This window comes from Xylanimonas sp. McL0601 (assembly GCF_049852175.1).
GTDB lineage: Bacteria > Actinomycetota > Actinomycetes > Actinomycetales > Cellulomonadaceae > Xylanimonas.
In genome coordinates this window covers 3,593,341-3,618,508 of record NZ_CP187527.1, presented here as the reverse complement: position 1 = coordinate 3,618,508, position 25,168 = coordinate 3,593,341, and the positions used below count along the sequence as shown (strand labels likewise).

General features: G+C 72.7%; 17 protein-coding genes. All 17 read left to right on the top strand.

Features of this window, described 5'->3' with window-relative positions:
- Window positions 1-24 precede the first annotated feature (24 nt).
- The 17 genes from ACO4JP_RS16745 (at window position 25) to ACO4JP_RS16665 (ending at window position 25,167) form a co-directional block, all read left to right on the top strand.
- Complete coding sequence (locus ACO4JP_RS16745; protein ID WP_425955102.1) at window positions 25-1,332, top strand: geranylgeranyl reductase family protein; 1,308 nt, start codon at window positions 25-27, stop codon at window positions 1,330-1,332.
- Between the two features lie 66 nt (window positions 1,333-1,398).
- Window positions 1,399-1,761 (top strand): NADH-quinone oxidoreductase subunit A, encoded by a 363-nt coding sequence (locus ACO4JP_RS16740; RefSeq protein ID WP_425955101.1) that lies wholly within the window; start codon window positions 1,399-1,401, stop codon window positions 1,759-1,761.
- A 35-nt stretch (window positions 1,762-1,796) separates the two neighbouring features.
- The gene (locus tag ACO4JP_RS16735; protein WP_425955100.1) at window positions 1,797-2,348 is read left to right on the top strand and encodes a NuoB/complex I 20 kDa subunit family protein; all 552 of its coding nucleotides are present in this window, start codon (window positions 1,797-1,799) and stop codon (window positions 2,346-2,348) included.
- Window positions 2,349-2,368: 20 nt separating this feature from the next.
- The gene (locus ACO4JP_RS16730) at window positions 2,369-3,118 is read left to right on the top strand and encodes an NADH-quinone oxidoreductase subunit C (protein ID WP_425955099.1); all 750 of its coding nucleotides are present in this window, start codon (window positions 2,369-2,371) and stop codon (window positions 3,116-3,118) included.
- Window positions 3,119-3,170: 52 nt separating this feature from the next.
- The gene (locus ACO4JP_RS16725) at window positions 3,171-4,511 is read left to right on the top strand and encodes an NADH-quinone oxidoreductase subunit D (protein ID WP_425955098.1); all 1,341 of its coding nucleotides are present in this window, start codon (window positions 3,171-3,173) and stop codon (window positions 4,509-4,511) included.
- On the top strand, window positions 4,508-5,308 hold the full coding sequence (nuoE, locus tag ACO4JP_RS16720; protein WP_425955097.1) for an NADH-quinone oxidoreductase subunit NuoE: 801 nt from the start codon (window positions 4,508-4,510) through the stop codon (window positions 5,306-5,308). The genes ACO4JP_RS16725 and nuoE overlap by 4 nt, the downstream gene beginning before the upstream one ends.
- Window positions 5,305-6,645, top strand: coding sequence for an NADH-quinone oxidoreductase subunit NuoF (gene nuoF, locus ACO4JP_RS16715; RefSeq protein ID WP_425955096.1), 1,341 nt, complete (start codon window positions 5,305-5,307; stop codon window positions 6,643-6,645). Before nuoE ends, nuoF begins: the two co-directional genes overlap by 4 nt.
- The gene (locus ACO4JP_RS16710) at window positions 6,645-9,308 is read left to right on the top strand and encodes an NADH-quinone oxidoreductase subunit G (protein ID WP_425955095.1); all 2,664 of its coding nucleotides are present in this window, start codon (window positions 6,645-6,647) and stop codon (window positions 9,306-9,308) included. The genes nuoF and ACO4JP_RS16710 overlap by 1 nt, the downstream gene beginning before the upstream one ends.
- Complete coding sequence (nuoH, locus tag ACO4JP_RS16705; RefSeq protein WP_425955094.1) at window positions 9,305-10,648, top strand: NADH-quinone oxidoreductase subunit NuoH; 1,344 nt, start codon at window positions 9,305-9,307, stop codon at window positions 10,646-10,648. Before ACO4JP_RS16710 ends, nuoH begins: the two co-directional genes overlap by 4 nt.
- The gene (gene nuoI / locus ACO4JP_RS16700; protein ID WP_425955093.1) at window positions 10,645-11,463 is read left to right on the top strand and encodes an NADH-quinone oxidoreductase subunit NuoI; all 819 of its coding nucleotides are present in this window, start codon (window positions 10,645-10,647) and stop codon (window positions 11,461-11,463) included. The genes nuoH and nuoI overlap by 4 nt, the downstream gene beginning before the upstream one ends.
- The gene (locus ACO4JP_RS16695) at window positions 11,460-12,341 is read left to right on the top strand and encodes an NADH-quinone oxidoreductase subunit J (protein ID WP_425955092.1); all 882 of its coding nucleotides are present in this window, start codon (window positions 11,460-11,462) and stop codon (window positions 12,339-12,341) included. The genes nuoI and ACO4JP_RS16695 overlap by 4 nt, the downstream gene beginning before the upstream one ends.
- Window positions 12,341-12,640: an NADH-quinone oxidoreductase subunit NuoK gene (gene nuoK / locus ACO4JP_RS16690; RefSeq protein ID WP_425955091.1), complete on the top strand. Its 300-nt coding sequence runs from the start codon at window positions 12,341-12,343 to the stop codon at window positions 12,638-12,640. The genes ACO4JP_RS16695 and nuoK overlap by 1 nt, the downstream gene beginning before the upstream one ends.
- Window positions 12,641-12,650: 10 nt before the next feature.
- The gene (nuoL, locus tag ACO4JP_RS16685; protein ID WP_425955090.1) at window positions 12,651-14,552 is read left to right on the top strand and encodes an NADH-quinone oxidoreductase subunit L; all 1,902 of its coding nucleotides are present in this window, start codon (window positions 12,651-12,653) and stop codon (window positions 14,550-14,552) included.
- Window positions 14,553-14,570: 18 nt separating this feature from the next.
- Window positions 14,571-16,211 carry an NADH-quinone oxidoreductase subunit M gene (locus ACO4JP_RS16680; protein WP_425955089.1) on the top strand — a complete coding sequence of 547 codons (1,641 nt, stop codon included), beginning with the start codon at window positions 14,571-14,573 and terminating at the stop codon, window positions 16,209-16,211.
- Window positions 16,208-17,929 (top strand): NADH-quinone oxidoreductase subunit NuoN, encoded by a 1,722-nt coding sequence (nuoN, locus tag ACO4JP_RS16675; RefSeq protein ID WP_425955088.1) that lies wholly within the window; start codon window positions 16,208-16,210, stop codon window positions 17,927-17,929. Before ACO4JP_RS16680 ends, nuoN begins: the two co-directional genes overlap by 4 nt.
- The gene (locus ACO4JP_RS16670) at window positions 17,926-18,960 is read left to right on the top strand and encodes a polyprenyl synthetase family protein (RefSeq protein WP_425955087.1); all 1,035 of its coding nucleotides are present in this window, start codon (window positions 17,926-17,928) and stop codon (window positions 18,958-18,960) included. The genes nuoN and ACO4JP_RS16670 overlap by 4 nt, the downstream gene beginning before the upstream one ends.
- A 177-nt stretch (window positions 18,961-19,137) precedes the next feature.
- Window positions 19,138-25,167, top strand: coding sequence for an Ig-like domain-containing protein (locus ACO4JP_RS16665; RefSeq protein ID WP_425955086.1), 6,030 nt, complete (start codon window positions 19,138-19,140; stop codon window positions 25,165-25,167).
- Window position 25,168 lies beyond the last annotated feature (1 nt).

Below are 25,168 nucleotides of genomic sequence, written 5' to 3'. Positions count from 1 at the left end.
TGACCTTGATGAGGAGGTGGGAACGTGCGCGCAGGAGCGAACGACGACGTCGACGTGATCGTCGTCGGCGCCGGTCCCGCGGGCTCCTCGACGGCCCACTGGTGCGCCTCGGCGGGCCTCGACGTGCTGCTGCTCGAGAAGTCGGCCTTCCCTCGCGACAAGGTCTGCGGCGACGGCCTCACCCCCCGCGCGGTGGCCGAGCTGGCCCGGATGGGCGTCGACATCGACACGGCCGACGGCTGGATCCGGAACGAGGGTCTGCGGGTGCTCGCCGGCCGCCGGTCGTGGGAGCTGCCCTGGCCCGAGGTCGCGGCGTTCCCCGGCTACGGCATGGCCCGCTCGCGCGCGACGCTCGACCACCGCCTCGCCCAGCACGCCCAGCGCAGCGGCGCCAAGCTGCTCGAGCGCACCAAGGTCACCGGCCCGCTCCAGGACGAGCGCACCGGCCGCGTGGTCGGCGTCCACGCCCAGACCGCGGACAAGCGCGAGGTCGTCTACCGCGCCCCCGTCGTCGTCGCCGCCGACGGCGTCAGCTCGCGCTTCGCGACCGCGCTCGGCATCGCGCGGCGCGACGACCGCCCGCTCGGGACGGCGTACCGCACCTACTTCCGCACCGACGGTGCCGCCGGCACGACGGCGCGGCACGAGGACTCCTGGATGGAGTCCCACCTCGAGCTGTGGTCGGGCAAGCCGGGCAAGAGCGACCTGCTGCCCGGGTACGGCTGGATCTTCGCGCTCGGCGACGGCACGGTGAACGTAGGCCTGGGCTCGGTGAGCTCGACGCCCGCGCGGCAGTCCGCCGTCGGGCACGACTACAAGGCGCTGCTGCAGCAGTGGGTCGCGAACACGCCCGAGGACTGGGGCTTCACGCCCGAGAACCAGCTGGGCCCGATCCGCGGCGCCGCGCTGCCGATGGGGTTCAACCGCGCGCCGATCTACCGCGACGGGACGATCCTCGTCGGCGACTCCGCCGGCATGGTGAGCCCGTTCAACGGCGAGGGCATCGCCTACGCGCTGCAGGCCGGGCGGGTCGCGGCCGACGCGATCGCCCAGGCCCGCACCCGCACCACCGACGCGGCCCGCGAGGCGGTGCTCGGCGGCTACGCCGAGCGCATGCGCGCGGACCTCGGCGGCTACTACACGCTGGGCCGGGCGTTCGTCCGGCTCATCGAGCACCCGGCGATCATGCGGTTCGGCACGCGGTACGCGCTGCCGGTCCCGGTCGTCATGCAGCTGGTGGTGAAGCTGCTGTCGGACTGCTACGAGCCACGCGGGGGCGACTGGGTCGACCGGCTCATCTCCGCGCTGACCCGAGTGGTGCCGGCGGCCTAGGCCCGGTGACGGGCACGTGCACGATCTCAAGGAAGTGATCGCAGCGATGTGGCAGAAGGAGGGGCGATGACCAACCCGTACGTCCCGGTGCTGGTCCTGATGGGCGTGGCCGCCGTGCTGGCTCTCGGCGGCGTCGGAGCCTCCGCGGTCATCGGCCCGAAGCGCTACAACCGCGCCAAGCTCGAGGCCTACGAGTGCGGCATCATGCCGACCCCCCACGCGGTCGGCGGCGGGCGGCTGCCCGTCAAGTACTACCTCGTGGCGATGACGTTCATCGTCTTCGACATCGAGGTCGTCTTCCTCTACCCGTGGGCCGTGAGCTTCGCGTGGCTGGCCGGCTTCGGCCTGGTCGCGATGCTCGTCTTCCTCGCGCTGATCACCGTGCCGTTCGTGTACGAGTGGCGGCGCGGCGGCTTCGACTGGGTCTGACGGCACGGGTAACGAGGACGGGGAAGGAACACACAATGGGGCTGGAAGAAGCGCCGTCGGGCTTCCTGCTGACGACGATCGAGGACATCGCGGGCTACCTGCGCAAGGCCTCGCTGTGGCCGGTGACGTTCGGCCTGGCGTGCTGCGCCATCGAGATGATGGCGGCGGGCGCGTCACGGTTCGACCTGTCGCGGTTCGGCATGGAGGTCTTCCGCGCGTCGCCGCGACAGGCCGACCTGATGATCGTGGCCGGGCGCGTGAGCCAGAAGATGGCACCCGTGGTCCGCCAGGTCTACGACCAGATGAGCGAGCCCAAGTGGGTGCTCTCGATGGGCGTGTGCGCGTCGTCGGGCGGCATGTTCAACAACTACGCGATCGTGCAGGGCGTCGACCACATCGTGCCCGTGGACATCTACCTGCCGGGCTGCCCGCCGCGGCCCGAGATGCTCATCAACGCGATCCTCGCGCTGCACCAGCAGATCCTCGACACGCCGCTCGGCGTCAACCGGCGCGAGGCCGCGCAGGCCGCCGAGGCGGCGGCGCTCGAGGCCACGCCGACGTTCCAGATGAAGGGGCTGCTGCGGTGACGGACGAGGAGAATCGCCCGGTGGTCGAGCCCTCGGGGGCCACCTCCGTGCGCAGCGAGGTGGTGCCGACCGGCGCGACCGCCGGGAGCCGCCCCCAGGGCGAGGTCATCGGGAGCCGCCAGGGGCTCTTCGGGTCGCTCGGCAGCGGCGACACCTCGGGCTACGGTGCGACGACGGCGCCGATCCGCTTCCCCGGCGCGAGCGAGCGCCCGTACGGCGGCTGGTTCGACGAGGCCGTGGACGTCCTGGCCGAGGTGCTGGCGGAGCAGGGCATCGGCTTCGACCAGGCGATCGAGCGCGTCGTCGTCGCCCACCCCGCCCCGTACGCGGAGCTGACGCTGTGGGTCGCACGCGAGCAGCTGCTGCCGGTGGCGCGCGCCCTGCGCGACGACCAGGACCTGCGGTTCGAGCTCAGCCTCGGCGTGAGCGGCGTGCACTACCCCGACGACGCGGGCCGCGAGCTGCACGCCGTCTACCACCTGACGTCCGTGACGCACGGGCGTCGGATCCGGCTCGAGGTGGCCTGCCCCGACGCCGACCCGCACATCCCGTCGACGACGCCGCTGTACCCGACCAACGACTGGCACGAGCGGGAGACGTTCGACTTCTTCGGCATCGTCTTCGACGGCCACCCGGGCCTGGCACGCATCGAGATGCCGGACGACTGGCCCGGCCACCCGCAGCGCAAGGACTACCCGCTCGGCGGCATCCCCGTGGAGTACAAGGGCGCCACGGTGCCGCCGCCCGACACGCGCAGGAGCTACTCGTGACTTCACCCCACAACATCGCTCGCTGCGCTCACGATCGTGCGGGGGCCCCGAAGTGACCAGCGGAACCTTCCACGCCACCCGTGCGGCGGCGGACGACCTCGGCGGTGCCCGCTTCTACGAGGCGTCCGGCGGCGACTGGGACGAGATCGCCCGCGAGGTCGTGGGCGAGGAGCGCATCGTCGTCAACATGGGCCCCCAGCACCCGTCCACCCACGGCGTGCTGCGTCTCATGCTCGAGATCGACGGCGAGACGATCACCGAGGCGCGTGCCGGCATCGGCTACCTCCACACCGGCATCGAGAAGAACATGGAGTTCCGCACCTGGACGCAGGGCACCACGTTCTGTACCCGGATGGACTACCTGGCGCCGCTGTTCCAGGAGGCCGCGTTCTGCCTCGGCACCGAGACGCTGCTCGGCATCACGGACGACGTGCCCGAGCGGGCCAGCGTGATCCGCGTGCTCATGATGGAGCTCAACCGGATCGCCTCCCACCTGGTCTGCCTGGGGACCGCCGGCAACGAGATGGGCGCCACGACGGTCATGACGGTCGCGTTCACCGGGCGCGAGGAGATCCTGCGGGTCTTCGAGGCCGTGACGGGCCTGCGCATGAACCACGCGTACATCCGCCCGGGCGGCGTCGCGCAGGACACACCGGACGACCTGGGCGACCTGGTCAGGAAGGCCCTGCCGGAGGTCCGCAAGTACGTCGGCCAGCTGGGCGACCTCATGCTCGCGAACCCGATCTTCAAGGCGCGCCTGGTCGGCACCGGCACACTCGACCTGGCCGGCTGCATGGCACTCGGCATCACCGGTCCGGTGCTGCGCTCGGCGGGCCTGCCGTACGACGTCCGCAAGGCGTTCCCGTACTGCGGCTACGAGACGTACGACTTCGACGTCCCGGTGTCGGACAACGCCGACTGCTACGACCGCGTCGTGCTCCGCCTCGAGGAGTGCTACCAGTCGCTCAAGCTCGTCGAGCAGGCGCTCGCCCGGCTCGAGAAGACCCAGGGCGCGCCCACGATGGTCGCCGACAAGAAGATCGCGTGGCCGGCCATGCTCTCCGTCGGCGGCGACGGCCAGGGCAACTCGCTCGAGCACATCAAGAAGATCATGGGCACCTCGATGGAGGCCCTGATCCACCACTTCAAGATCGTGACCGAGGGCTTCCGAGTCCCCGCCGGGCAGGCGTGGCAGACCATCGAGCACCCGCGCGGCGAGCTCGGCGTGCACGTCGTGTCCGACGGCGGCACCAGGCCGTACCGGGCGCACTTCCGCGACCCGTCCTTCAACAACCTCCAGGCCGTGTCGGTCATGTGCGAGGGCGGCCAGGTGGCCGACGTCGTCGTCTCCGTCGCGTCCCTGGACCCCGTCCTCGGAGGTGTCGACCGATGACCTACGACGCCGAGACCCTGACGTCGCTGAAGTCCGACGCCAAGGCCATCGTCGCCCGCTACCCCGACCCCCGGTCCGGGCTGCTGCCGATGCTGCACCTGGTGCAGTCCGTGGACGGCTACGTCAGCCGCGACGGCATCCTCTTCTGCGCCGAGCGGCTGGGCATCACGCCCGCCGAGGTCAGCGCCGTCGCGACCTTCTACACGCAGTACAAGCGGCACCCCAACGGCACCTACACCGTGGGCGTCTGCACCAACACGCTCTGCGCGATCATGGGCGGCGACGCCATCTTCGACGAGCTCAGCGAGCACCTCGGCGTCGGGCACGACGAGACCACCGAGGACGGCGCGATCACGCTCGAGCACGTCGAGTGCAACGCGGCCTGCGACTACGCGCCCGTCGTGATGGTCAACTGGGAGTTCTTCGACAACCAGACGCCCGAGTCGGCGACGGCGCTCGCGGACGACCTGCAGGCGGGCAAGCGCGTCACGCCCACGCGCGGCGCGAGCCACGTGTGCTCGTTCAAGCAGATGAGCCGCGTGCTGGCCGGGTTCCCCGACGGGCTCGCCAACGAAGGCGGTCTGCCGGGCGAGCCGACGCTGGCCGGCCTCAAGGTGGCGCGCGAGCACGGCTGGACGGCGCCCTCGGCGCAGGCGGCCGGGCCGGCCAAGGGCACGGCGACCGCGGGCGCGCCCGCGGCGGGCGAGCACGGGTCGAGCGCCGAGCGCGAGCCCACGACGCCGCCCGACACCCAGGCGGGCAGCACGCCGGGACGCGAGAAGGGCGAAGCGAAGTGACCGACACCCTGACCCCCGTCCTCACGGACATCTGGGACGCCGAGCGCCCCTGGACGATGGAGACCTACCTGTCCCGCGGCGGCTACGGCGGCCTGCGGGCGGCACTGGCGATGGAGCGCTCCGCCGTCGTCCAGGCGGTCAAGGACTCCGGGCTGCGCGGGCGCGGCGGCGCCGGCTTCCCCACGGGGATGAAGTGGGGCTTCCTGCCGCCCGACGACGGCAAGCCCCGCTACCTGGTGGTCAACGCCGACGAGTCCGAGCCGGGGACGTGCAAGGACATCCCGCTCATGATGACGAGCCCGCAGCACCTGGTCGAGGGCGTCGTCATCACCAGCTACGCGATCGACTGCCACCACGCGTTCATCTACGTGCGCGGCGAGGTGCTGCACGTCTACCGACGCGTGCTCGAGGCGGTGCAGGAGGCGTACGACGCCGGCTACCTGGGCAAGGACATCCAGGGCAGCGGGTTCGACCTCGAGGTCACCGTGCACGCCGGCGCAGGCGCCTACATCTGCGGCGAGGAGACCGCGCTGCTCGACTCGCTCGAGGGCCTGCGCGGCCAGCCGCGCCTCAAGCCGCCGTTCCCCGCGGTCGAGGGCCTGTACGCCCGGCCGACGGTCGTCAACAACGTCGAGACGATCGCATCCGTGCCGGGCATCGTCGCCAACGGCGCGAAGTGGTTCGCGTCGATGGGCACGGAGAAGTCGCAGGGTTTCGGCCTGTTCTCGCTGAGCGGTCACGTCACGCGGCCCGGCCAGTACGAGGCGCCGCTCGGCATCACGCTGCGCGAGCTGCTCGACCTCGCGGGCGGCATCCGCGAGGGGCACCGGCTCAAGTTCTGGACCCCGGGCGGGTCGTCCACACCGATGTTCACCGACGCGCACCTCGACGTGCCGCTCGACTACGAGTCGGTCGGCGCGGCGAAGTCCATGCTCGGCACGCGTGCGCTGCAGCTCTTCGACGAGACCACGTGCGTGGTCCGCGCCGTGAGCCGGTGGACCGACTTCTACGCGCACGAGTCGTGCGGCAAGTGCACGCCCTGCCGGGAGGGCACCTACTGGATGAAGCAGGTGCTGCGCCGCATCGAGGCCGGGGGCGGGGTGGACGCGGACATCGACCTGCTGGTCGACCTGTGCGACAACATCCTCGGCCGCGCGTTCTGCGCGCTCGGCGACGGCGCCACCTCGCCCGTGACCAGCTCGATCGAGCTGTTCCGGGACGAGTACCAGGCGCACATCGACGGGCACGGCTGCCCGTTCGACCCGGTCGCGTCGGCGCTGTTCGACTACACCCCGAAGACGAAGGCCGGCGTCCTCGCCGGCGCGGGAGGCCACTGATGACCGCGACCGCGGACAAGAAGGCAGAGGGCGGCGGTCCGGTGGAGCCGGCCAAGGACGCGGTGACCCTCACGATCGACGACGTCCAGGTCACCGTGCCCAAGGGCACGCTGGTGATCCGGGCCGCCGAGCAGCTGGGCATCCAGGTGCCTCGCTTCTGCGACCACCCGCTGCTCGAGCCCGTGGGCGCCTGCCGGCAGTGTCTCGTGGAGGTCGCGACGCCGGACCGCGATGGCAACGTGCGGCCCATGCCGAAGCCCCAGGCGTCGTGCACGCTCGAGGCGACACCGGGCATGGTGGTCCGGACGGCGCACACCTCGCCCGTCGCGGACAAGGCGCAGGCGGGGGTCATGGAGATGCTGCTCATGAACCACCCGCTCGACTGCCCGGTGTGCGACAAGGGCGGGGAGTGCCCGTTGCAGAACCAGGCGATGACGAACGGCCGCGCCGACTCGCGGTTCATCGACGTCAAGCGCGTCTTCCAGAAGCCGATCCCGATCTCGACCCAGATCCTGCTCGACCGCGAGCGCTGCGTGCTGTGCCAGCGCTGCACGCGGTTCAGCGACGAGATCGCGGGCGACGCGTTCATCGCGCTCCAGGACCGCGGGGCCGGGCAGCAGATCGGCCGCTTCGACGAGGACGTGCTCGGGTTCGCGCACGGGACGACCGGCGAGCGGGTCGTGACGACGTCGCCGCTGCCGGCGCTGACGCCCACCGGCGTGAGTGCCGACGACGTGGTCGGCGACGCCGCCACCGACCTCAGCGGCAGGCCGTTCTCCTCCTACTTCTCGGGCAACACGGTGCAGATCTGCCCGGTGGGCGCGCTGACCAGCGCGGCCTACCGGTTCCGCGCCCGCCCGTTCGACCTGGTGTCGACGCCGAGCATCGCCGAGCACGACTCGAGCGGTGCGGCGATCCGCATCGACCACCGCCGCGGCGTCGTCATGCGGCGCCTGGCCGGCGACGACCCGGCGGTCAACGAGGAGTGGATCAGCGACAAGGACCGGTTCGCGTTCGCGTGGCAGTCGGCGAGCGACCGGATCACCACCCCGCTGGTCCGCGAAGACGGGGAACTGCGGCCCGCGAGCTGGGTCGAGGCGCTCGAGCTCGCCGCCGAGGGCCTGGCCAACGCGAAGGCTGCCGGCGGTGTCGGCGTGCTGCCGGGCGGGCGCCTCACGCTCGAGGACGCCCACGCCTGGTCGCGCTTCGCGCGCACCGTGCTCGGCACCGACGACGTCGACCAGCGTGCGCGCGTGCACTCGGGCGAGGAGGCTGCGTTCCTCGCGCACGCCGTGGCCGGCACGGGCGTCGGCGTGACGTTCGCCGACCTGGAGAAGGCTCCGGTCGTGCTGCTCGCCGGGCTCGAGGCCGAGGAGGAGGGCGGGTACCTCTTCCTGCGGCTCCGCAAGGCGGTGCGGCAGCACAAGCTGCGCGTGCTGGGCCTGGCGCCGTTCGCCTCGCGCGGGCTCCAGCGCCTCGGCGGCGCACTGCTCCCGGCCGCGCCGGGCATGGAGGGCGAGTGGCTGGGCGCGGTCGCCGCCAAGGCGGGCGGCGGGCTGTTGCCCGCGGACCTGGCTCCGGCCGAGGCGTCGGCCATCGCCGATGCCGCCGAGGCGCTGAGCCAGCCCGGTGCGGTCGTCCTCGTCGGCGAGCGCCTGGCCGGCGCGCCGGGCGCGTACGGCGCCGCGATGCGGCTGGCGGAGGCCACCGGGGCCCGCCTCGCGTGGGTCCCGCGGCGTGCGGGCGAGCGGGGCGGCGTCGAGGCGGGCCTGCTGCCGGGCCTGCTGCCCGGCGGCCGTCCGATCACCGACGCCGCCGCCCGCGCCGAGGTCGCGCAGGCATGGGGGGTCGATGAGGCCCTGCTGCCGGCGGGGCCGGGCCGCGACCTCACGGGGATCCTGCGGGCGCTGGACGCCGGGACGCTCGGCGGGGCGCTCGTCGGCGGCCTAGAGCTCGCCGACCTGCCCGACCCCGCGGCCGCGCGCAGCGCCCTGGACAAGGCGGGCTTCGTGGTCAGCCTCGAGGTCCGCGCCTCGGAGGTGACCGCGCTGGCCGACGTCGTGCTGCCGGTCGCGCCGCCCGTCGAGCGCGCCGGAACGTTCGTGAGCTGGGAGGGCCGCGTACGGTCGTTCCCGCAGGCGCTCGAGTCGGCCGCGATGCCCGACCACCGCGTGCTGCACGCGCTGGCCGCGCAGGCCGGCGTCGACCTGGGCGCCGGCGACCCGCTCGCTGCGCACCTCGCCGCCGCCGTGCTGCCCGCCTGGACCGGCGAGCGCGCCACGGCGCCCGAGGCTGCGTCAGTGACGCCGCCGCAGGTCGAGCCCGGCACTGCGGTCCTCGCCGCGTGGCACCTGCTGCTCGACGACGGCGCCCTGCAGGACGGCGAGCCGCACCTCGCGGGCACGGCCAAGAAGCCCGTCGCCCGGATGAGCGCGGCCACGGCGGCGGCGGTCGACGTGTTCGACGGCGACGACGTCACCGTCTCGACCGATCGCGGGTCGGTCACGCTCCCGGTGCGCGTCACGGCGATGGTCGACCACGTCGTGTGGCTGCCCCTCGCGAGCAAGGGCTGCCGCGTGCACGACCAGCTCGGCGCTTCGCCGGGCGACGTCGTCCGCATCGAGGTCGCCGAGGCCGACGAGGCACAGGGAGGTGCCGCATGATCCCCGGGGTCGTCGCCGACTTCAGCAAGGACAACGGCTGGACGTTCCTGGTCAAGGCCGTCCTCATCCTCGCGTTCCTGCTGCTCAGCGTGCTCGTCGCGATCTGGTTCGAGCGCAAGGTCGTCGGCCGGATGCAGGTGCGGCCGGGGCCGAACGTGCACGGCCCGTTCGGCCTGCTCCAGTCGCTCGCGGACGCCATGAAGCTCCTGCTCAAGGAGGACATGAACGTCACCTCGGCGGACCGGTTCGTCTACCTGCTGGCGCCGATGATCTCGGTGTTCTGCTCGTTGCTCGTGTTCGCGGTGGTGCCCTTCGGGCCGCAGGTCCGCCTGCCGTTCACCGACTGGTCGACGCCGGCGCAGCTCACCGACTTCCCGGTGGCGGTGCTCTACGTGCTGGCCTGCGCCTCGGTGGGCGTGTACGGCATCGTGCTGGGCGGCTGGTCGTCCGGGTCGACGTACCCGCTGCTCGGCTCGGTGCGCTCCACGGCCCAGGTCATCAGCTACGAGCTCGCCATGGGCCTGTCGCTGGTCAGCGTGTTCATCCTGTCGGGCTCGATGTCGACCTCGACGATCGTCGACCAGCAGACCGGCCGCTGGTTCGTCATCCCACTGCTGCCGGCGTTCCTCGTCTACTTCATCTCGATGATCGGCGAGACCAACCGCCTGCCGTTCGACCTGCCCGAGGCCGAGGGCGAGCTCGTGTCCGGCTACATGACCGAGTACTCGTCGATGAAGTTCGCCTGGTTCTTCCTGGCCGAGTACATCAACATGCTCAACGTCTCGGCCGTGTGCGCCACGCTCTTCCTGGGCGGCTGGCGCGCCCCGTGGCCGCTGTCGGCGATCGGCGACGGCATGCTCAACACGGGCTGGTGGGCGATCCTCTGGTTCCTGGCCAAGGTCTGGATCCTCATGTTCGTGTTCGTGTGGATCCGCGGCACGCTGCTGCGCCTGCGCTACGACCAGTTCATGGTCTTCGGGTGGAAGCGGCTCATCCCGGTCGCGCTCGGCTGGCTCGTGCTCCTGGCGGTCGTGCAGTACGTGCGGCTCGGCGCCGGCGTCAGCCGCACCACGCTGGTCACCGTGCTCGCCGCGATCGGGGTGGTGATCGTGGCCGTGGTGACCTTCTGGCCCGAGCGCCGGGAGGAACCCGTCGAAGGCACCACCACGTTCGACGCCTTCGCCGGCGGCTTCCCCGTGCCGCCCATGCCTGGTCAGACCCTGCCGCCGTCGCCACGCACGGCCCGCCGCCCCGTGACGGTGGACGCCGCGACGGTCGACGCGGTCAGCACGCCCCGTTCCGAGGGATCCGGATTCGACGCCGAGGAGGGCGCTCGATGAGCGAGTACCAGCCGATACGGCCCAAGAAGGGCCCGGTCGGCCGACTGTTCGCCCCGGTCGCGGGGTTCGGGGTGACGCTGGGCGCGATGTTCCGGCCCACCGTCACCGAGCAGTACCCGTTCGAGAAGGTGCCGACGCCGAAGCGCTACCACGGCCGCCACCAGCTCAACCGGTACGCCGACGGGCTCGAGAAGTGCATCGGCTGCGAGCTGTGCGCCTGGGCCTGCCCCGCCGACGCCATCTATGTCGAGGGCGCGGACAACGCCGACGTCCTCGCCGCGACCGGCGGCGGCCAGGTGAGCCCCGGCGAGCGGTACGGGCGCGTCTACCAGATCAACTACCTGCGCTGCATCTTCTGCGGGCTGTGCATCGAGGCGTGCCCCACCCGGGCGCTCACCATGACCAACGACTACGAGCTCGCGGGCCCGACCCGGGCCGGGATGATCTACGAGAAGCAGGACCTGCTGGCCCCGCCCTCACGGGGAACCCTCGCGGTCCCGCACCCGATGGTCGAGGGCACCACCGACACCGACTACTACCAGGGCCAGGTCACGGCGCCGACGGCGGAGCAGGTGGCCTGGGTGCGCGAGCACCGGCCCGACGACCCGACGCTCGACGCGGCCACCGCCGTCGTCGAGGGCAACGCCCCGGCGCCCGAGCCCACGCAGCACGTGCTGCGGCCGCCGGCCACCAAGGCCAACTACACCAAGGCGGCCGCCGAGGGCGGGCGCGTGGGCGAGAACCGCGTGGGCGACGCGCCTGACGCCTCCGCGGTGGCCGCGACCGCCGCCGGCGTGAGGGGAGTGACGCGATGACGACGACCAGCGGCGAGGCCGCCCTCTTCGGGGTCCTCGCCCCGCTCATGGTGATCGCCGCGCTCGGGCTGCTGTTCGTGCGCCGCGCGGTGCACGCGGCGATGTGCGTGGTGTTCGTGATGATCTCGCTGGCCATGCTCTACGTGGCGAACGAGGCGCCGTTCCTCGGGGTCGCGCAGGTGGTCGTCTACACCGGCGCGGTCATGATGCTGTTCCTGTTCGTGCTCATGCTCGTGGGCATCGACTCCGCGGACTCGCTCACCGAGACCATCCGCGGCCAGCGCTGGATCGGCGTGCTGTTCGGCGCCGGGCTGCTCGTGGTGCTGCTGGGCGTGCTGGGTCGCACGCACCTGCCGCCCGCCGTCGGGCTGGACCTCGCCAACGCGCAGACCAACCCCACGGGGCTCGCCGCGATCCTGTTCGGCGACTACGTCATCGCCATGGAGGTCATCGGCGTCCTGCTCGTGACCGCGGCGGTCGCCGGCCTGGTGCTCACGCACCGGCGTCGCCTGGGCGTGCACCGCACGCAGCGGACGATGGCACGCGAACGCGTCGCCGCGGTGGCCGAGGGGCGGCCGCTGACGCCGCTGCCCGCGCCCGGCGTCTACGCGCAGAACAACGCGATGGACACCCCGGCGCTCGGGCCGGACGGGCACCCGCTCGAGCACTCGGTGCCGCGCGTGCTGCGCATCCGCGGCCAGCAGCGCACGGCCGTCGAGGTGCTCACCGCCGAGGAGACGCTCCGCGCGCGGCTGGGGCTGCCCGCCGTCGCCGTGGCCGAGCCCGGCGAGATCACCCTCATCGACGACGGCGTGGTCTCGACAAGCTCCCGGGCCTCGACGGGCCCGACCACCGACGACGAGGAGGCGCAGGACTGATGGCCGTCACCAACTACCTGGTGCTCGCGGTGATCCTGTTCTCGATCGGGGCCGCCACCGTGCTGCTGCGTCGCAACGCCATCGTCGTGTTCATGGGCATCGAGCTCATGCTCAACGCGACCAACCTCGCGTTCGTCACGTTCGCGCGCATCCACGGCGACCTCACGGGGCAGGTGCTCGCCTTCTTCGTGATGGTCGTGGCCGCCGCCGAGGTCGTCGTCGGCCTGGCGATCATCGTGACGATCTTCCGCACCCGCCGCTCGGCCTCGGTCGACGACGTCAACCTGCTCAACGGCTGAGGGGAAGGACATGCAGACCCTGGGTCTCGCACCCTGGCTCGTCGCGTTCCCGCTGATCGGGGCCGCGATCCTGCTGCTGGGCGGTCGCCGCTCCGACCGCTGGGGCCACTGGCTGGGCGTCCTCGCCCCGACGGCGAGCTTCGTCCTCGGGCTGGTGCTGCTGATCGACACGCTCGGGCAGCCCGCGGACGACCGCACGGGCATCTCGAGCTTCGGCACCTGGATCGTGGCAGGCCCGCTGCACGTCGAGGCCGCCTTCCGGATCGACCCGCTGTCCCTGACCTTCGTCATGCTCGTGACGTTCGTGGGCACGTTGATCCACGTCTACTCCGTGGCCTACATGGAGCTCGACGCCTCGCGACGCCGGTTCTTCGGCTACCTCAACCTGTTCGTCGCGGCGATGCTCCTGCTCGTCCTCGCCGACAACTATCTGCTGCTGTTCGTCGGCTGGGAGGGCGTGGGTCTGGCGTCGTTCCTGCTCATCGGGTTCTGGGACCACCGGCTCGACTACGCGGTCGCGGGCAAGAAGGCCTTCGTCATGAACCGCGTGGGCGACATGGGCCTGATCGTGGCGATGATGCTCATGGTCTGGCAGTTCGGCTCGGTGAGCTTCGAGGACGTGCTGGGCGGTGCGGGCGGCCTGGGCGCCGGCGTGGCGACGGCGATGGGGCTCATGCTGCTGCTCGCCGCGTGCGGCAAGTCGGCGCAGTTCCCGCTGCAGGCCTGGCTCGGCGACGCGATGGCCGGCCCGACGCCGGTTTCCGCGCTCATCCACGCCGCCACGATGGTCACCGCCGGCGTCTACCTGCTGGTGCGCAGCGCCCCGGTGCTCGAGGCCTCACCCGACGCGCAGCTCGCCGTGGTGATCGTCGGCGCGGTCACGCTCCTCTTCGGTGCGATCGTCGGCTGCGCCAAGGACGACATCAAGAAGGCGCTGGCCGCCTCGACCATGTCGCAGATCGGCTACATGATGCTCGCCGCAGGCCTGGGCCCGGTCGGGTACGCGTTCGCGATCTTCCACCTGGTGACGCACGGCTTCTTCAAGGCCGGGCTGTTCCTCGGCGCCGGCTCCGTCATGCACGCCATGGACGACAGCGTCGACATGCGGCGGTTCGGCGGCCTGGCCCGCGTGCTGCCGGTCACTGCCATCACGATGGGCCTGGGCTGGCTCGCGATCCTCGGCATCCCGCCCTTCTCCGGCTTCTGGTCGAAGGACCGGATCATCGAGGTGGCGTTCATCGGCGACGGCTGGCGCCCGTGGGTGTTCGGCATGGCCGCGCTGCTCGGGGCGGGCATCACGGCGTTCTACATGTCGCGCCTGTTCTTCATGACGTTCGCGGGCCGGCGCCGCTGGCCCACCTCCCACGGCCACGAGGCCCACCCGCACGAGGCGCCCGCGCTCATGCGCTGGCCGATGATCATCCTGGCCGTGGGCTCGGTGGCCCTCGGCGGCCTGCTGACGATCGGCGGGGCCTTCACGAGCTGGCTCGCCCCCGTGGTCGGCGAAGCCGAGCACCAGGGCGAGCCCGTGCTGCCTGCGTGGCTCCTGATCGTGCTCACCCTCGTGCTCGTGGTGCTGGGCGCCCTGCTCGCGTTCCGGATGTACGCCGTCGGGCCGGTGCCCGTCGAGGCGCCGGAGTCGACCGTGCTGGTGCGCGCCGCCCGCCGGGACCTGTACCAGGACGCGCTCAACGAGACGGTGGCGATGCTGCCGGGCCAGGTGCTCACGCGCACGCTCGTCTATGCCGACCGCACCACCGTCGACGCCTCGTTCCTGCAGCTCGCCTCTGGCGTGCGGCGATCGGGGGACGGGATGCGGCGGTTCCAGAACGGCTATGTCCGGACCTATGCGGCCACGTCGCTCGGTGGCCTGCTCGTGGTCGCCGCCGTCGTGTGGGCCCTGGCCGGCTGACGGATCGCGGAGGATTCGATGTTCCCCTGGCTGACCGCCCTCATCGCGTGGCCGCTCCTGGCCGCGCTCGCCACCGTGCTGACCGGAGCGGGGACCGGCCGCCCCGCGGCCGGGCTCACCGGCTCGGGCCGGTTCGGCGCCCCGGCCGCGCGGATCGTGGCCCTCGTCGGCTCGCTCGTCGAGGTGGGCCTGCTGGTCGGCGCGTTCCTCGCGTTCGACACCTCGCGCGCGGCCGAGCACCAGCTCACGGAGACCCACGAGTGGATCCCCGGGCTGGGGGCCAGCTACGCCGTCGGCGTCGACGGCGTGGGCATGCTTCTCGTGGGCCTCTCGGTGGGCCTCGTGCCGCTGGTGATCCTCGCCGCGTGGAAGGAGCAGGCCGGCGACTTCCCGCGGCTGCGCTCCTACATGGCCACGGTGCTGGTGCTCGAGGCGTTCACGGTCGCAGTGTTCGCCGCCCGCGACGTCTTCCTGTTCTACGTGCTGTTCGAGGCCATGCTCATCCCCGCCTACTTCCTCATCGGAGGGTTCGGGCAGGGCGCACAGCGCCGGTACGCCGCGGTGAAGTTCCTGCTCTACTCCCTGGCCGGCGGGCTGATCATGCTGGTCGCCGTCATCTCGCTGTACCTGCAGGTGCCCGCCGCGGACCGCGGGCCGCAGACCTTCCTCACGGCCAACCTGGTGAACCTGGACCTGGACAACACCGCCGGGCGGCTGATGTTCTGCGCGTTCTTCCTCGCGTTCGCCATCAAGGCGCCCATGGTGCCGGTACACAGTTGGCTGCCCGACGCCTCGGAGAACGCCACCCCGGGAACGTCCACGCTGCTCATCTGCGTCCTCGACAAGGTGGGCACGTTCGGGATGCTCACCCTGTGCCTGCCGCTGTTCCCCGAGGCCGCGCGGTGGGCGGCACCGGTGATCGTGGTCCTCGCGGTCGTCTCGATCCTCTACGGCGCGATACTCGCCATCGGGCAGACCGACCTGCTGCGCCTGATCGGCTACACCTCGGTGTCCCACTTCGGGTTCATCATCCTGGGCATCTTCACCTTCACGTCCACGGGCACCGCCGGCTCGAGCCTGATGATGCTCAACCACGGCATCTCGACCGGCGCGCTGTTCCTGGTCGCGGGTTTCGCCATCTCCCGGCATCCCACCCGCAGCCAGCGGATCGCCGACTACGGCGGCCTGCGCACCGTGGCCCCGATCCTGGGCGGCAGCTTCCTCGTCGCGGGCCTGAGCGCTGCCGCCCTCCCCGGCCTGGCGACGTTCGTGTCCGAGATCCTCGTGTTCCTCGGGTCGTTCACCGCCAACCACGCGGCGGCCGTGATCGCCGTCCCCGCGGTCGTGCTCGCCTCGCTCTACGTGCTCCTGACCTACCAGCGCATGTTCACGGGCACGGTTCCGGCCGGCCTCGCGCCCGACGGCAAGGTCCCCGACCTCGACGCGCGGGAGCGCACCGTCGCCGGCGTCTTCGTCGCGGCCCTGCTCGTGCTCGGCTTCATCCCCAGCCTCGGCCTGCGGTTCGTCGACGCGCCCGCGTCGACGACGATCGAGCAGGTCGGCGTGAGCGACCCGTCGCCGGTGCTGGGCACCTCAGCAGCCCTCCGCACCGAGAACGTCATCACCGAGAGTGTCACCACCGTGGAGGTCGCGGCGTGAAAGAGTTCAACGCTCCACTGATCGACTGGGCGGCCCTCTCGCCCATCGTCATCGTGCTCGGCGCCGGCGTGCTCGGCGTGCTCGTCGAGGCGTTCGTGCCCGCGCGGGCCCGCCGTGCCGTCCAGGTGCTGCTGGCGCTCGGCGCGCTCGCGGGCGCCGTCGTCGCCGTCGCGCTGCTGTGGGGCACGGTCGGGGACAACGCGATCCTCGTGGTCGGCGACAGCTTCGACCTGACGCCGTTCGGCCTGGCGATCCAGGGCATCATCGCCGGCCTGGCGTTCCTCGCCGTGCTCGTCATGGCGGACCGCAGCGGGGGGCAGGACGCGTTCGCGCCCACCGCGGCGGCGGTGCCGGGCAGCCGGTACGAGGAGGAGGCGCGGCGGGCCGGGCTCCAGCAGACGGAGATCTACCCGCTCACGCTGTTCTCCGCGGGCGGCATGCTGCTCTTCACGGCGACCGACGACCTGGTGGTGCTGTTCATCGCCCTCGAGGTGCTGAGCCTGCCGCTGTACGTGCTGTGCGCGACCGCACGCCGGCGCCGCCTGCTGAGCCAGGAGGCCGCGTTCAAGTACTTCCTGCTGGGGGCGTTCGCGTCGGCCCTGACGATCTTCGGCATCGCGCTGCTCTACGGGTTCGCCGGCTCGGTGCACCTGCCGGCCATCACCGACGCGCTCGCCGGCCGGGGCGACACCCCGCTGCAGGGCCTGCACGCGCTCTCGATCACGGGCATCGTCCTGCTCACCGGCGGTCTCCTGTTCAAGCTGGGCGCCGCCCCGTTCCACACGTGGACGCCCGACGTGTACACGGGCGCGCCGACGCCGGTCACGGGGTTCATGGCGGCCTGCACCAAGGCGGCCGCCGTCGGGGCGCTGGTCCGCGTCCTCTTCTACCTGGGCAAGGGCTTCGACGTCGCGACCCGCCACGAGGTCCAGGTGCTGCTGTGGTCCGTCGCGATCGCGACCATGGCGATCGGCACGGTCGTCGGTGCCGTGCAGACCGACATCAAGCGGCTGCTCGCATACTCGTCGATCGCGCACGCGGGCTTCATCCTGGTCGCGCTCGTCGGCTTCGACGACGCCGGCGCCCGCGCGGTGCTCTTCTACCTGCTCGCCTATGGCCTGGCGACCGTCGGCTCGTTCGCCGTCGTGACCCTGGTCCGTGAGCGCCTCACGACGGGCGAGGCGGGTGAGAAGGACTCCGTGATCCTCGGTGAGGCGACGCACCTCGCGCAGTGGGCCGGGATCGGGCGCAAGGCGCCCTGGCTCACCGCGGCGTTCGTCGTGTTCATGCTCTCGATGGCGGGCATCCCGCTCACCGCGGGCTTTGTCGCGAAGTTCGGGGCGTTCTCCGCTGCCGTCGGCGCCGGAGCCTGGCCGCTCGCGCTGATCGGTGTCATCGCGTCGGCGATCTCGGTCTTCTTCTACGTGCGGCTCATCGTGCTCATGGTGCTCACGCCGGCGCCCGACACGGTCGTGGAGGAGGCCGCCGGGAGGCGCTCGACGAGCACCGCAGGGGCGCCGGCGCCGGCCGGTGGCGGCACGGCCACCGCGACGGTCACGGCGCCGCACCAGGTCGCCCGGGCCGTCGTCACGGTGCTGACCGGGTGGGGGCCCGCGGCCGTCGTGGTCGCCGTCTGTGCGATCGGCGTCGTCCTCCTGGGCGTCCTGCCGTCCCCGGTTCTCGATCTGGCCGCCGGGGCGGTTAAGTTCGTCCCGTGAGCCAGCCCGCACAGCCCAGCGCCGCCTCGACGGCGACGGCCATCCCGCTGACCGACCCCGCGCTCGCCGCGCGGCTCTCGGAGCGGATGGTGGTCGTCGAGCAGGCGCTGGCCGAAGCCGTCGCGAGCGCCGACCGCCTGGCCGGCGACGTGGCGCGCCACCTGATGTCCGCCGGCGGCAAGCGCCTGCGCCCGTTCCTCACGTTGCTCGCGGGCGAGCTGGGCGACGGCACGCGGCCCGAGCTGATCGACGCCGCCGTCGTCGTCGAGCTCACGCACCTCGCGTCGCTCTATCACGACGACGTGATGGACTCCGCGCCGCTGCGGCGCGGGGCCCCGAGCGTGCACTCGGTGTGGGGCAACACGGTCGCGATCCTGGTGGGCGACCTGTTGTTCGCGCGGGCGTCGGGCCGCGTGGCCCTGCTCGGCCCGGAGGCCGTGCGGCTCCAGGCGGAGACGTTCGAGCGGTTGTGCCTGGGCCAGCTGCACGAGACCACCGGCCCGGACGACCACGAGGACCCGGTGCGGCACTACCTCCAGGTGCTCGCGGACAAGACGGCCTCGCTGCTGTCGACGTCGGCGCGGTTCGGCGCGATGTTCGGTGGCGCCCCGCGCGAGGCGGTCGAGATCGTGGCCGCCTACGGCGAGAAGGTGGGCGTCGCCTTCCAGCTGGCCGACGACGTGCTCGACCTCGCGTCGACCGGGGCGACGTCCGGGAAGACTCCGGGCACCGACCTGCGCGAGGGCATCCCCACGATGCCGGTGCTGCTGCTGCGCCAGCGGGTGGCCCGCGGCGCGGCGTCCCCGGACGACGCGGACCTGCTCGCGGCCCTCGACGGCGACCTGTCGTCGGACGTGGTGCTGGCCGACGTCGTCGCGCGGCTGCAGGCGCACGACGTGCTCGGTGAGACGCGCGAGCTCGCCGTGCGGTACGCGCGCGAGGCGGCGGCCCACCTGGCACCGCTGCCCGAGGGGCCGGTCAAGGAGGCCCTCGACTCGTTCGCGACCGCCCTGGCGGACCGGGCGGCCTGACACCGGGGCGCCGGGCCCGGGGGAGTTGTCCACAGAAGGGGACAACTCCTCCCAGGGGGTGACAAAACGTGTCATCCGATGGCTATCCTCTGCGCTGGCGCCCGGACTCCTTTCCCGCGCCGGCGCAGGGGGTCAACAGTGAGCTGGTCGAACGTGTCAGTGGAGCGGCGACGGGCCGTGTCGTCTGGCCTCGTCGTGACGCTCGCCGCGTCGCTCGTCGCGGCCGCCGTGGTCTTCGACGGGCAGGCGCAGGCCGAGGTCGAGCTCAACGACTCCGGGGTGTGGGTCACCAACGCCTCGACCGGCATGCTCGGCCGGTTCAACACGCAGTCGCAGGCGATCGACGGCACGCTGCTTGCCGGCTCGACGGACTTCGACGTCCAGCAGCAGGCGCAGCGCGTCCTGCTGACCGACGCCGGCACGAGCTCGGCGTCGCCCGTGGACCCCGCGCACGTAGAGCTGGGTGGCGCACTGCATGCCCCGAAGGGCGCCCTCGTCGCCTCGGGCGGTTCGACGGCGGCGGTGCTCGACCCCGAGCGCGGCCGCCTGTGGGTGCTGAGCTTCGACGCCGTCGGCTCGTTCGACGAGGAGAAGACGAAACCGGTCGCGACGATCAAGGGCGGTGGCGCCCTGGCCGTGTCGCAGGGCGGCACCGTGTTCGTCGCGGCGCCGGCGCAGCACGCGCTGTACACGGTCCCCACGGGCGACTCCGGCACACCGGGCGAGGTGGATCGGCGCGGCCTCGACGTGGAGGCGGGTGCGGAGGTCGAGGTCACGACGGTCGGTGACGACCCCGTGGTGCTCGACCGCTCGGGCGGCCGCCTGCTGCTCCCGGGCGGCGACGCCGTCGCGCTGGCGGACGCGCGGTCCGCGCGGCTGCAGCAGCCCGGCGGAAAGTCCGACCACGTGCTCGTCGCGACGGGACGCGGGCTCGTGACGCAGCCGCTCGGCGGCGGGGACGCGCAGGTGCGCGCGGCCGAGGGCACGCCTGCCGCGCCCGTCCAGCTCGGCGGCTGCGCCTACGGCGCCTGGTCGAGCACCGGCCGCGTGCTGCGCGACTGCGCGGGCAGCGACCACGACGTCGACGAGACGCTCGACGGGCTGGGCCCCGACGCCCGCCTGGAGTACCGCGTCAACCGGGACGCCATCGTGCTCAACGACCTGGCAGCGGGCACCCTGTGGATGGCGGCCGAGGACTTCCGCCTCGTGGACGACTGGGACCAGAAGAAGCCCGAGGACGTCCAGGGTGAGGAGTCCGAGTCCGACGAGGCGACGCCCGAGCAGGTGGACCAGCTCGTCGTCGACCGGTCACGGCCCAACCGGCCGCCGGTCGCCAAGGACGACTCGCTCGGCGCACGCCCGGGCCGCACGACGGTGCTCGACGTGCTCGGCAACGACGTCGACCCGGACGGCGACGTCATCGCAGCCACGCTGGCCCAGGCGCCGACGCGCCCGGGCGTCGAGCTGCAGCGCATCATGGGTGGCGCCGCGCTGCAGGCGGTCGTCGACGCGACGGCGAGCGGCAGCTACCGCTTCACGTACCGCGTCGACGACGGCCGCGGGAAGTCCGACGAGGCGACGGTCACGCTCGCCGTGACGCCCGACGGTCAGAATGCGCAGCCCGTCCAGACCGGCAAGCCCGTGCTGCGCGTCGCGCGGGGCGGCACGGCGTCGATCAAGGTGCTGCCGTACTTCCGCGACCCTGACGGCGACCCGCTGCTGCTGTCCTCCGCCACCGCCACGGTCAAGGGCGACCAGGTGCGGTTCCAGCCCGACGGCACCGTCGAGCTGCGCGACGGCGGCGGCTCGACGGGCCGCAAGATCGTCGACCTCACGGTGGCCGACGGCCTGGGCATGGTGGTCGAGGGTCAGCTGCTCGTCGACGTGCTCGCCGGGCAGTCGCCGCCCGTCGCCGTCGGCGACCACGTCCTGGTGCCCGCGGGTGAGCCTGTGACGGTGCATCCGCTGGCCAACGACTCCGACCCCGACGGCGACGCGCTGCGCCTCGTAGGCGTGGGCGACGCCGCGCCCGCCGACATCACGCCCAACCTGGACGCCGGCGAGTTCACGTTCACCTCGCCCGACCCGGGGGCCTACGACGTCACGTACCAGGTCAGCGACGGGCCGACGGCGACCACCGGCCTGGTCCGCGTCGACGTGCTCGCGCCGGCCCAGGCCCAGGGCGCGCCCGTCGTCGTGGCCGACCAGGCGCTCGTGCCGACGGGCGGCTCGACGCTCGTCGACGTGCTGGCGAACGACACCGACCCCGCGGGCGGCGTCCTGGTGGTCCAGTCGGTCGACGTTCCGGCGGACGCCGGCGTCACCGTGGCGGTGCTGGCGCACAAGGTGCTGCGCATCACCGAGGTCCGTCGCCTCGACCAGCCGGCCATCGTGCACTACACCGTCTCCAACGGCACGGCGACCGCGACGGGCGAGGTCCGCGTGGTGCCGGTGCCGGCGCCCACGCGCCTGCAGCCGCCGAGCGCGTCGCCCGACGAGGTCACGGTCCACGCCGGCGACGTCGTGACCATCCCGGTGCTGAGGAACGACACCCACCCCGACGGGCTGCCGCTCGAGCTGGTGCCCGACCTGGTCGAGACCCCCGACCCCGCGACGGGCGAGGCCTTCGTCTCGGGCGACGTCGTCCGGTTCCACGCGGGCTCGAAGGGTGGGACGGCCTACGCCGTCTACGCGGTGACCGACCCGCACGGCCAGAAGGACTCCGCGCAGATCACCGTCCACGTGCGCGACAACGCGGAGAACACGCCGCCGCGCCCGCCGGACGTGGAGGCGCGCGTGCTCGCCGGCGCGACCGTCCGGGTCGACCTGCCGCTCGACGGCGTGGACCCCGACGGCGACTCGGTGACGCTCACGGGCGTCGCGAGCCCGCCGTCGCAGGGCACGGCCCGGCTCGTGGACGGGTTCCTCGAGTACGAGGCGGGTGCGACGTCGGCGGGCGGGGACACCTTCACCTACGGCGTCGAGGACGCGCGGGGCGCCGTCGCGACGGGCACCGTCCGTGTCGGCATCGCGCGGCCGGCCGCCGGCAACCACGCTCCCGTGACGACCGACGACGAGCTCACCGTCCGCCCGGGGCGCACCGTCGCGATCCCCGCGACGGACAACGACTCCGACCCCGACGGCGACCGGATCGGCCTCGTCAAGGACGCGCTCGAGGGCGCGGTCGCGCTCGACGCGAAGGTCCACGGCGACGACGTCGTCATCACCTCGCCCGACGACGCGGGCACCGTGAGCTTCTACTACGGCGTCCAGGACCCGTTCGGCGCGCGCGCGAGCGGCGCCATCACCGTGACGACGAGCGCGACGGCGCCGCAGCTGCGGCCCGTCGCCCAGGACGACGTCCTCTCGCGCGAGGCCGTCTACGGCCACCGCACGGTCGACGTGGATGTCCGGGCCAACGACTCCGACCCCGACGGCACCGCGGACGCGCTCGAGGTCTCGTCCGAGGTCGAGGGCGTGCGCGTCACCGACGGTGGTCACCTGATGGTCCCGGTGACCGCGCACCGGCAGGTGGTCACCTACACCGTCACCGACGTCGACGGGCTGACGGCCCAGGCGTTCGTGCAGGTGCCGGGGGCGCCCGGCGCCGACGGCCGGCCGCTGCCCGCGCTGCGGCCCGGGCCGCCGCTCGAGGTGACCGCGGGCGAGCCGCTGCGCCTCGATCTCGCCCGGCTCGTCATGGTCGGCGACGGACGCTCCCCGCGGCTCACCGAGGAGCGAAAGGTCAAGGCCGTCGAGGGCACGGCACAGGTCACCGGCCCGCAGTCCCTCACCTACACCGCCGACGCCGGCTACGCCGGACCCGCCGCGGTGACGTTCGAGGTGACCGACGGCAGCGGCCCGGACGACCCGGACGGGCTCAAGGCCCTGCTGACCCAGCCGATCACCGTGGTCCCGGCCGAGAACCAGCCGCCGGTCCTGACCGCGGGCAGCGTGCAGGTCGCCGCCGGCGAGGAGTCGCAGCTCGACCTGTCGCGGCTGGCGACCGATCCCGACGGCGACCCGCTCACGTTCACCGCCGCCGCGGGCGGCAAGGGCGTGACGGTGACGGTCGAGGGCTCGACGCTGCACGTGCAGGCGGAGGCGGGCGTCGCCAAGGGCACGTCGGAGCTCTTGACCTTCACCGCGGCCGACCCGACCAACGCCGCCGTCGAGGGCAAGGTCCGGCTCGACGTCGTGGCGTCGACCCGCCCCCTCGTGCGGGCCAACCCCGACACCGTCGCCGACGCGCACCAGGGCGAGCCCGTGACGGTCGACGTGCTGCGCAACGACACCAACCCGTTCCCGGGTCAGGACCTCCACCTGCTCGACGCCGTGGTCGAGACCGGCCAGGTCGAGGGCAGCACGAGCGTGTCGGGCGGCGTCCTCGCCGTGACCCCGGCGAGCGACTTCGTCGGCGTCATGGTGGTGCGCTACCGCGTGGGCGACGCGACGGGCGACCCGGACCGCGAGGTCGAGGGCCGCGCCACCATCACCGTCCTGGGCCGCCCCGAGCCGCCGACGACGCCGCACGTCGAGGAGGTGCGCTCGCACACCGTGGTGCTCTCCTGGGACCCGCCGGCTGACAACGGCTCACCCATCACGAGCTACACGGTGACGTCCGACCAGGGCACCGCGCACGAGTGCGGCACCACCACGTGCACCCTCGACGGGCTGACCAACGACGTGCGGTACCACTTCACCGTCGTCGCGCACAACGACGTCGGCGAGTCCGACCCGTCGCCGGCGTCGGCCGAGGCGCGGCCCGACGAGCGCCCGGACCCGCCTGCGGCGCCGACGCTCGTCTTCGGCGACCAGAGCCTCACCGTGTCGTGGACGAACAAGACGTACACCGACCGGTCGGCGGTCGAGTGCGTGAACCTCGAGATCTCGCCGGCCCCCGCGTCGGGCGCGATCCAGCAGGAGTGCGTATCGAGCCCTGTCACGTGGACGGGCCTGACGAACGGCACCGCGTACAAGGTGCGCGTGCAGGCCCGCAACCAGGCGCCCGAGCCCTCCGACTGGGGCGAGTGGTCCGCCGACGAGGTCCCGGCCGGCCTGCCCGACCAGCCCGCGGCGCCCACCACGACCAACGCCGAGACGGTGATCGGCGGCCAGCTGACGCTGTCGTGGACCGCGCCGTTCGAGAACGGCGACAAGGTGGCGACGTACTGGGTCGACGAGCTCCAGGACGGCGTACCCACCCGGACCATCGAGGTCACCGGCGGGGCGACGACCACGACGGTCAGCGGTCTCGACAAGGCGTCGAGCTACTCCTACAGCGTCACCGCCGAGAACAAGGCCGGGAAGTCGGCCGCCTCCGCGTTGTCGAACGCCACCGTGCCGTCCGGCACGCCCGACACCCTCGGCGCCCCGTCCGCGGCGCGCACCGGTGCGGGCGCGATCCAGGTGGCGTGGAACGCGCCCGGGTCGTTCAACGGCGGCGGAGGGAACTACAACGTCTACCAGGACGGCGCGCTGATCCGGTCGGGCCTCACGGGGACCGCGGTCGACGTCTCCGGGCTCACGCCGACCTCGACGTACACCTTCACGGTCGAGGCGTGCAACGCCCAGCGCTGCGGCGCGCAGTCGGCGGCCTCCGCCGGCGTCGTGCCGTTCACGACGCCGGGCGCGCCGCAGCCGGCGTGGCACAAGCAGGGCGCGCAGGACGGCTACTTCTCGGTGGCCGGGCCGTCGGGCGACGGCGGCGCCGCGGTCGACCAGGTCGAGTGGCGGCTCTTCCGCGACGGTTCGCAGACGAACTCCGGCACCGCGACCTCCTGGCCGTTCGACGTTCAGGTCAGCCCGGGATACTCGATCACGTTCAGGCTCGAGGCGCGGGCCCACAACGCGGCGGGCTGGAGCGGCTGGGCCACCGCGAGCGGCACGACGGACGACCCGCCGGCCCCGAGGGCGTGGGTGACGCACGGCAGCACCGCCGTCGGCCAGACCGGCTGCAGCAGCTCCGGCTGCGCGTACTACACGCTCAACACGTCGGACTTCCCGGCGGGCAGCCACGACGTCGAGTGCTGGTCGGGCACCAACCCCGACGCCTCGGGCTGGCACAACATCGTCGACCCGGGGTCCGGGAAGACCCGGAGCCTCCCGGCGAACGGGTCGGTCCAGCTGACCTGCTACTACGGGTACCTGGGCACGCAGGTCGCCGTCCGGATCGACGGCACCCTCTACGAACCACGCGTCTGGTAGC

Excerpts from the sequence above, each read along its gene's own strand:
- nuoI (WP_425955093.1), top strand. The coding sequence starts at position 10,645 with ATGAGCGAGTACCAGCCGATACGGCCCAAGAAGGGCCCGGTCGGCCGA.
- ACO4JP_RS16740 (WP_425955101.1), top strand. The coding sequence starts at position 1,399 with ATGACCAACCCGTACGTCCCGGTGCTGGTCCTGATGGGCGTGGCCGCC.
- ACO4JP_RS16710 (WP_425955095.1), top strand. The coding sequence starts at position 6,645 with ATGACCGCGACCGCGGACAAGAAGGCAGAGGGCGGCGGTCCGGTGGAG.
- nuoL (WP_425955090.1), top strand. The coding sequence starts at position 12,651 with ATGCAGACCCTGGGTCTCGCACCCTGGCTCGTCGCGTTCCCGCTGATC.
- ACO4JP_RS16735 (WP_425955100.1), top strand. The coding sequence starts at position 1,797 with ATGGGGCTGGAAGAAGCGCCGTCGGGCTTCCTGCTGACGACGATCGAG.
- nuoK (WP_425955091.1), top strand. The coding sequence starts at position 12,341 with ATGGCCGTCACCAACTACCTGGTGCTCGCGGTGATCCTGTTCTCGATC.
- nuoE (WP_425955097.1), top strand. The coding sequence starts at position 4,508 with ATGACCTACGACGCCGAGACCCTGACGTCGCTGAAGTCCGACGCCAAG.
- nuoH (WP_425955094.1), top strand. The coding sequence starts at position 9,305 with ATGATCCCCGGGGTCGTCGCCGACTTCAGCAAGGACAACGGCTGGACG.
- ACO4JP_RS16680 (WP_425955089.1), top strand. The coding sequence starts at position 14,571 with ATGTTCCCCTGGCTGACCGCCCTCATCGCGTGGCCGCTCCTGGCCGCG.
- ACO4JP_RS16695 (WP_425955092.1), top strand. The coding sequence starts at position 11,460 with ATGACGACGACCAGCGGCGAGGCCGCCCTCTTCGGGGTCCTCGCCCCG.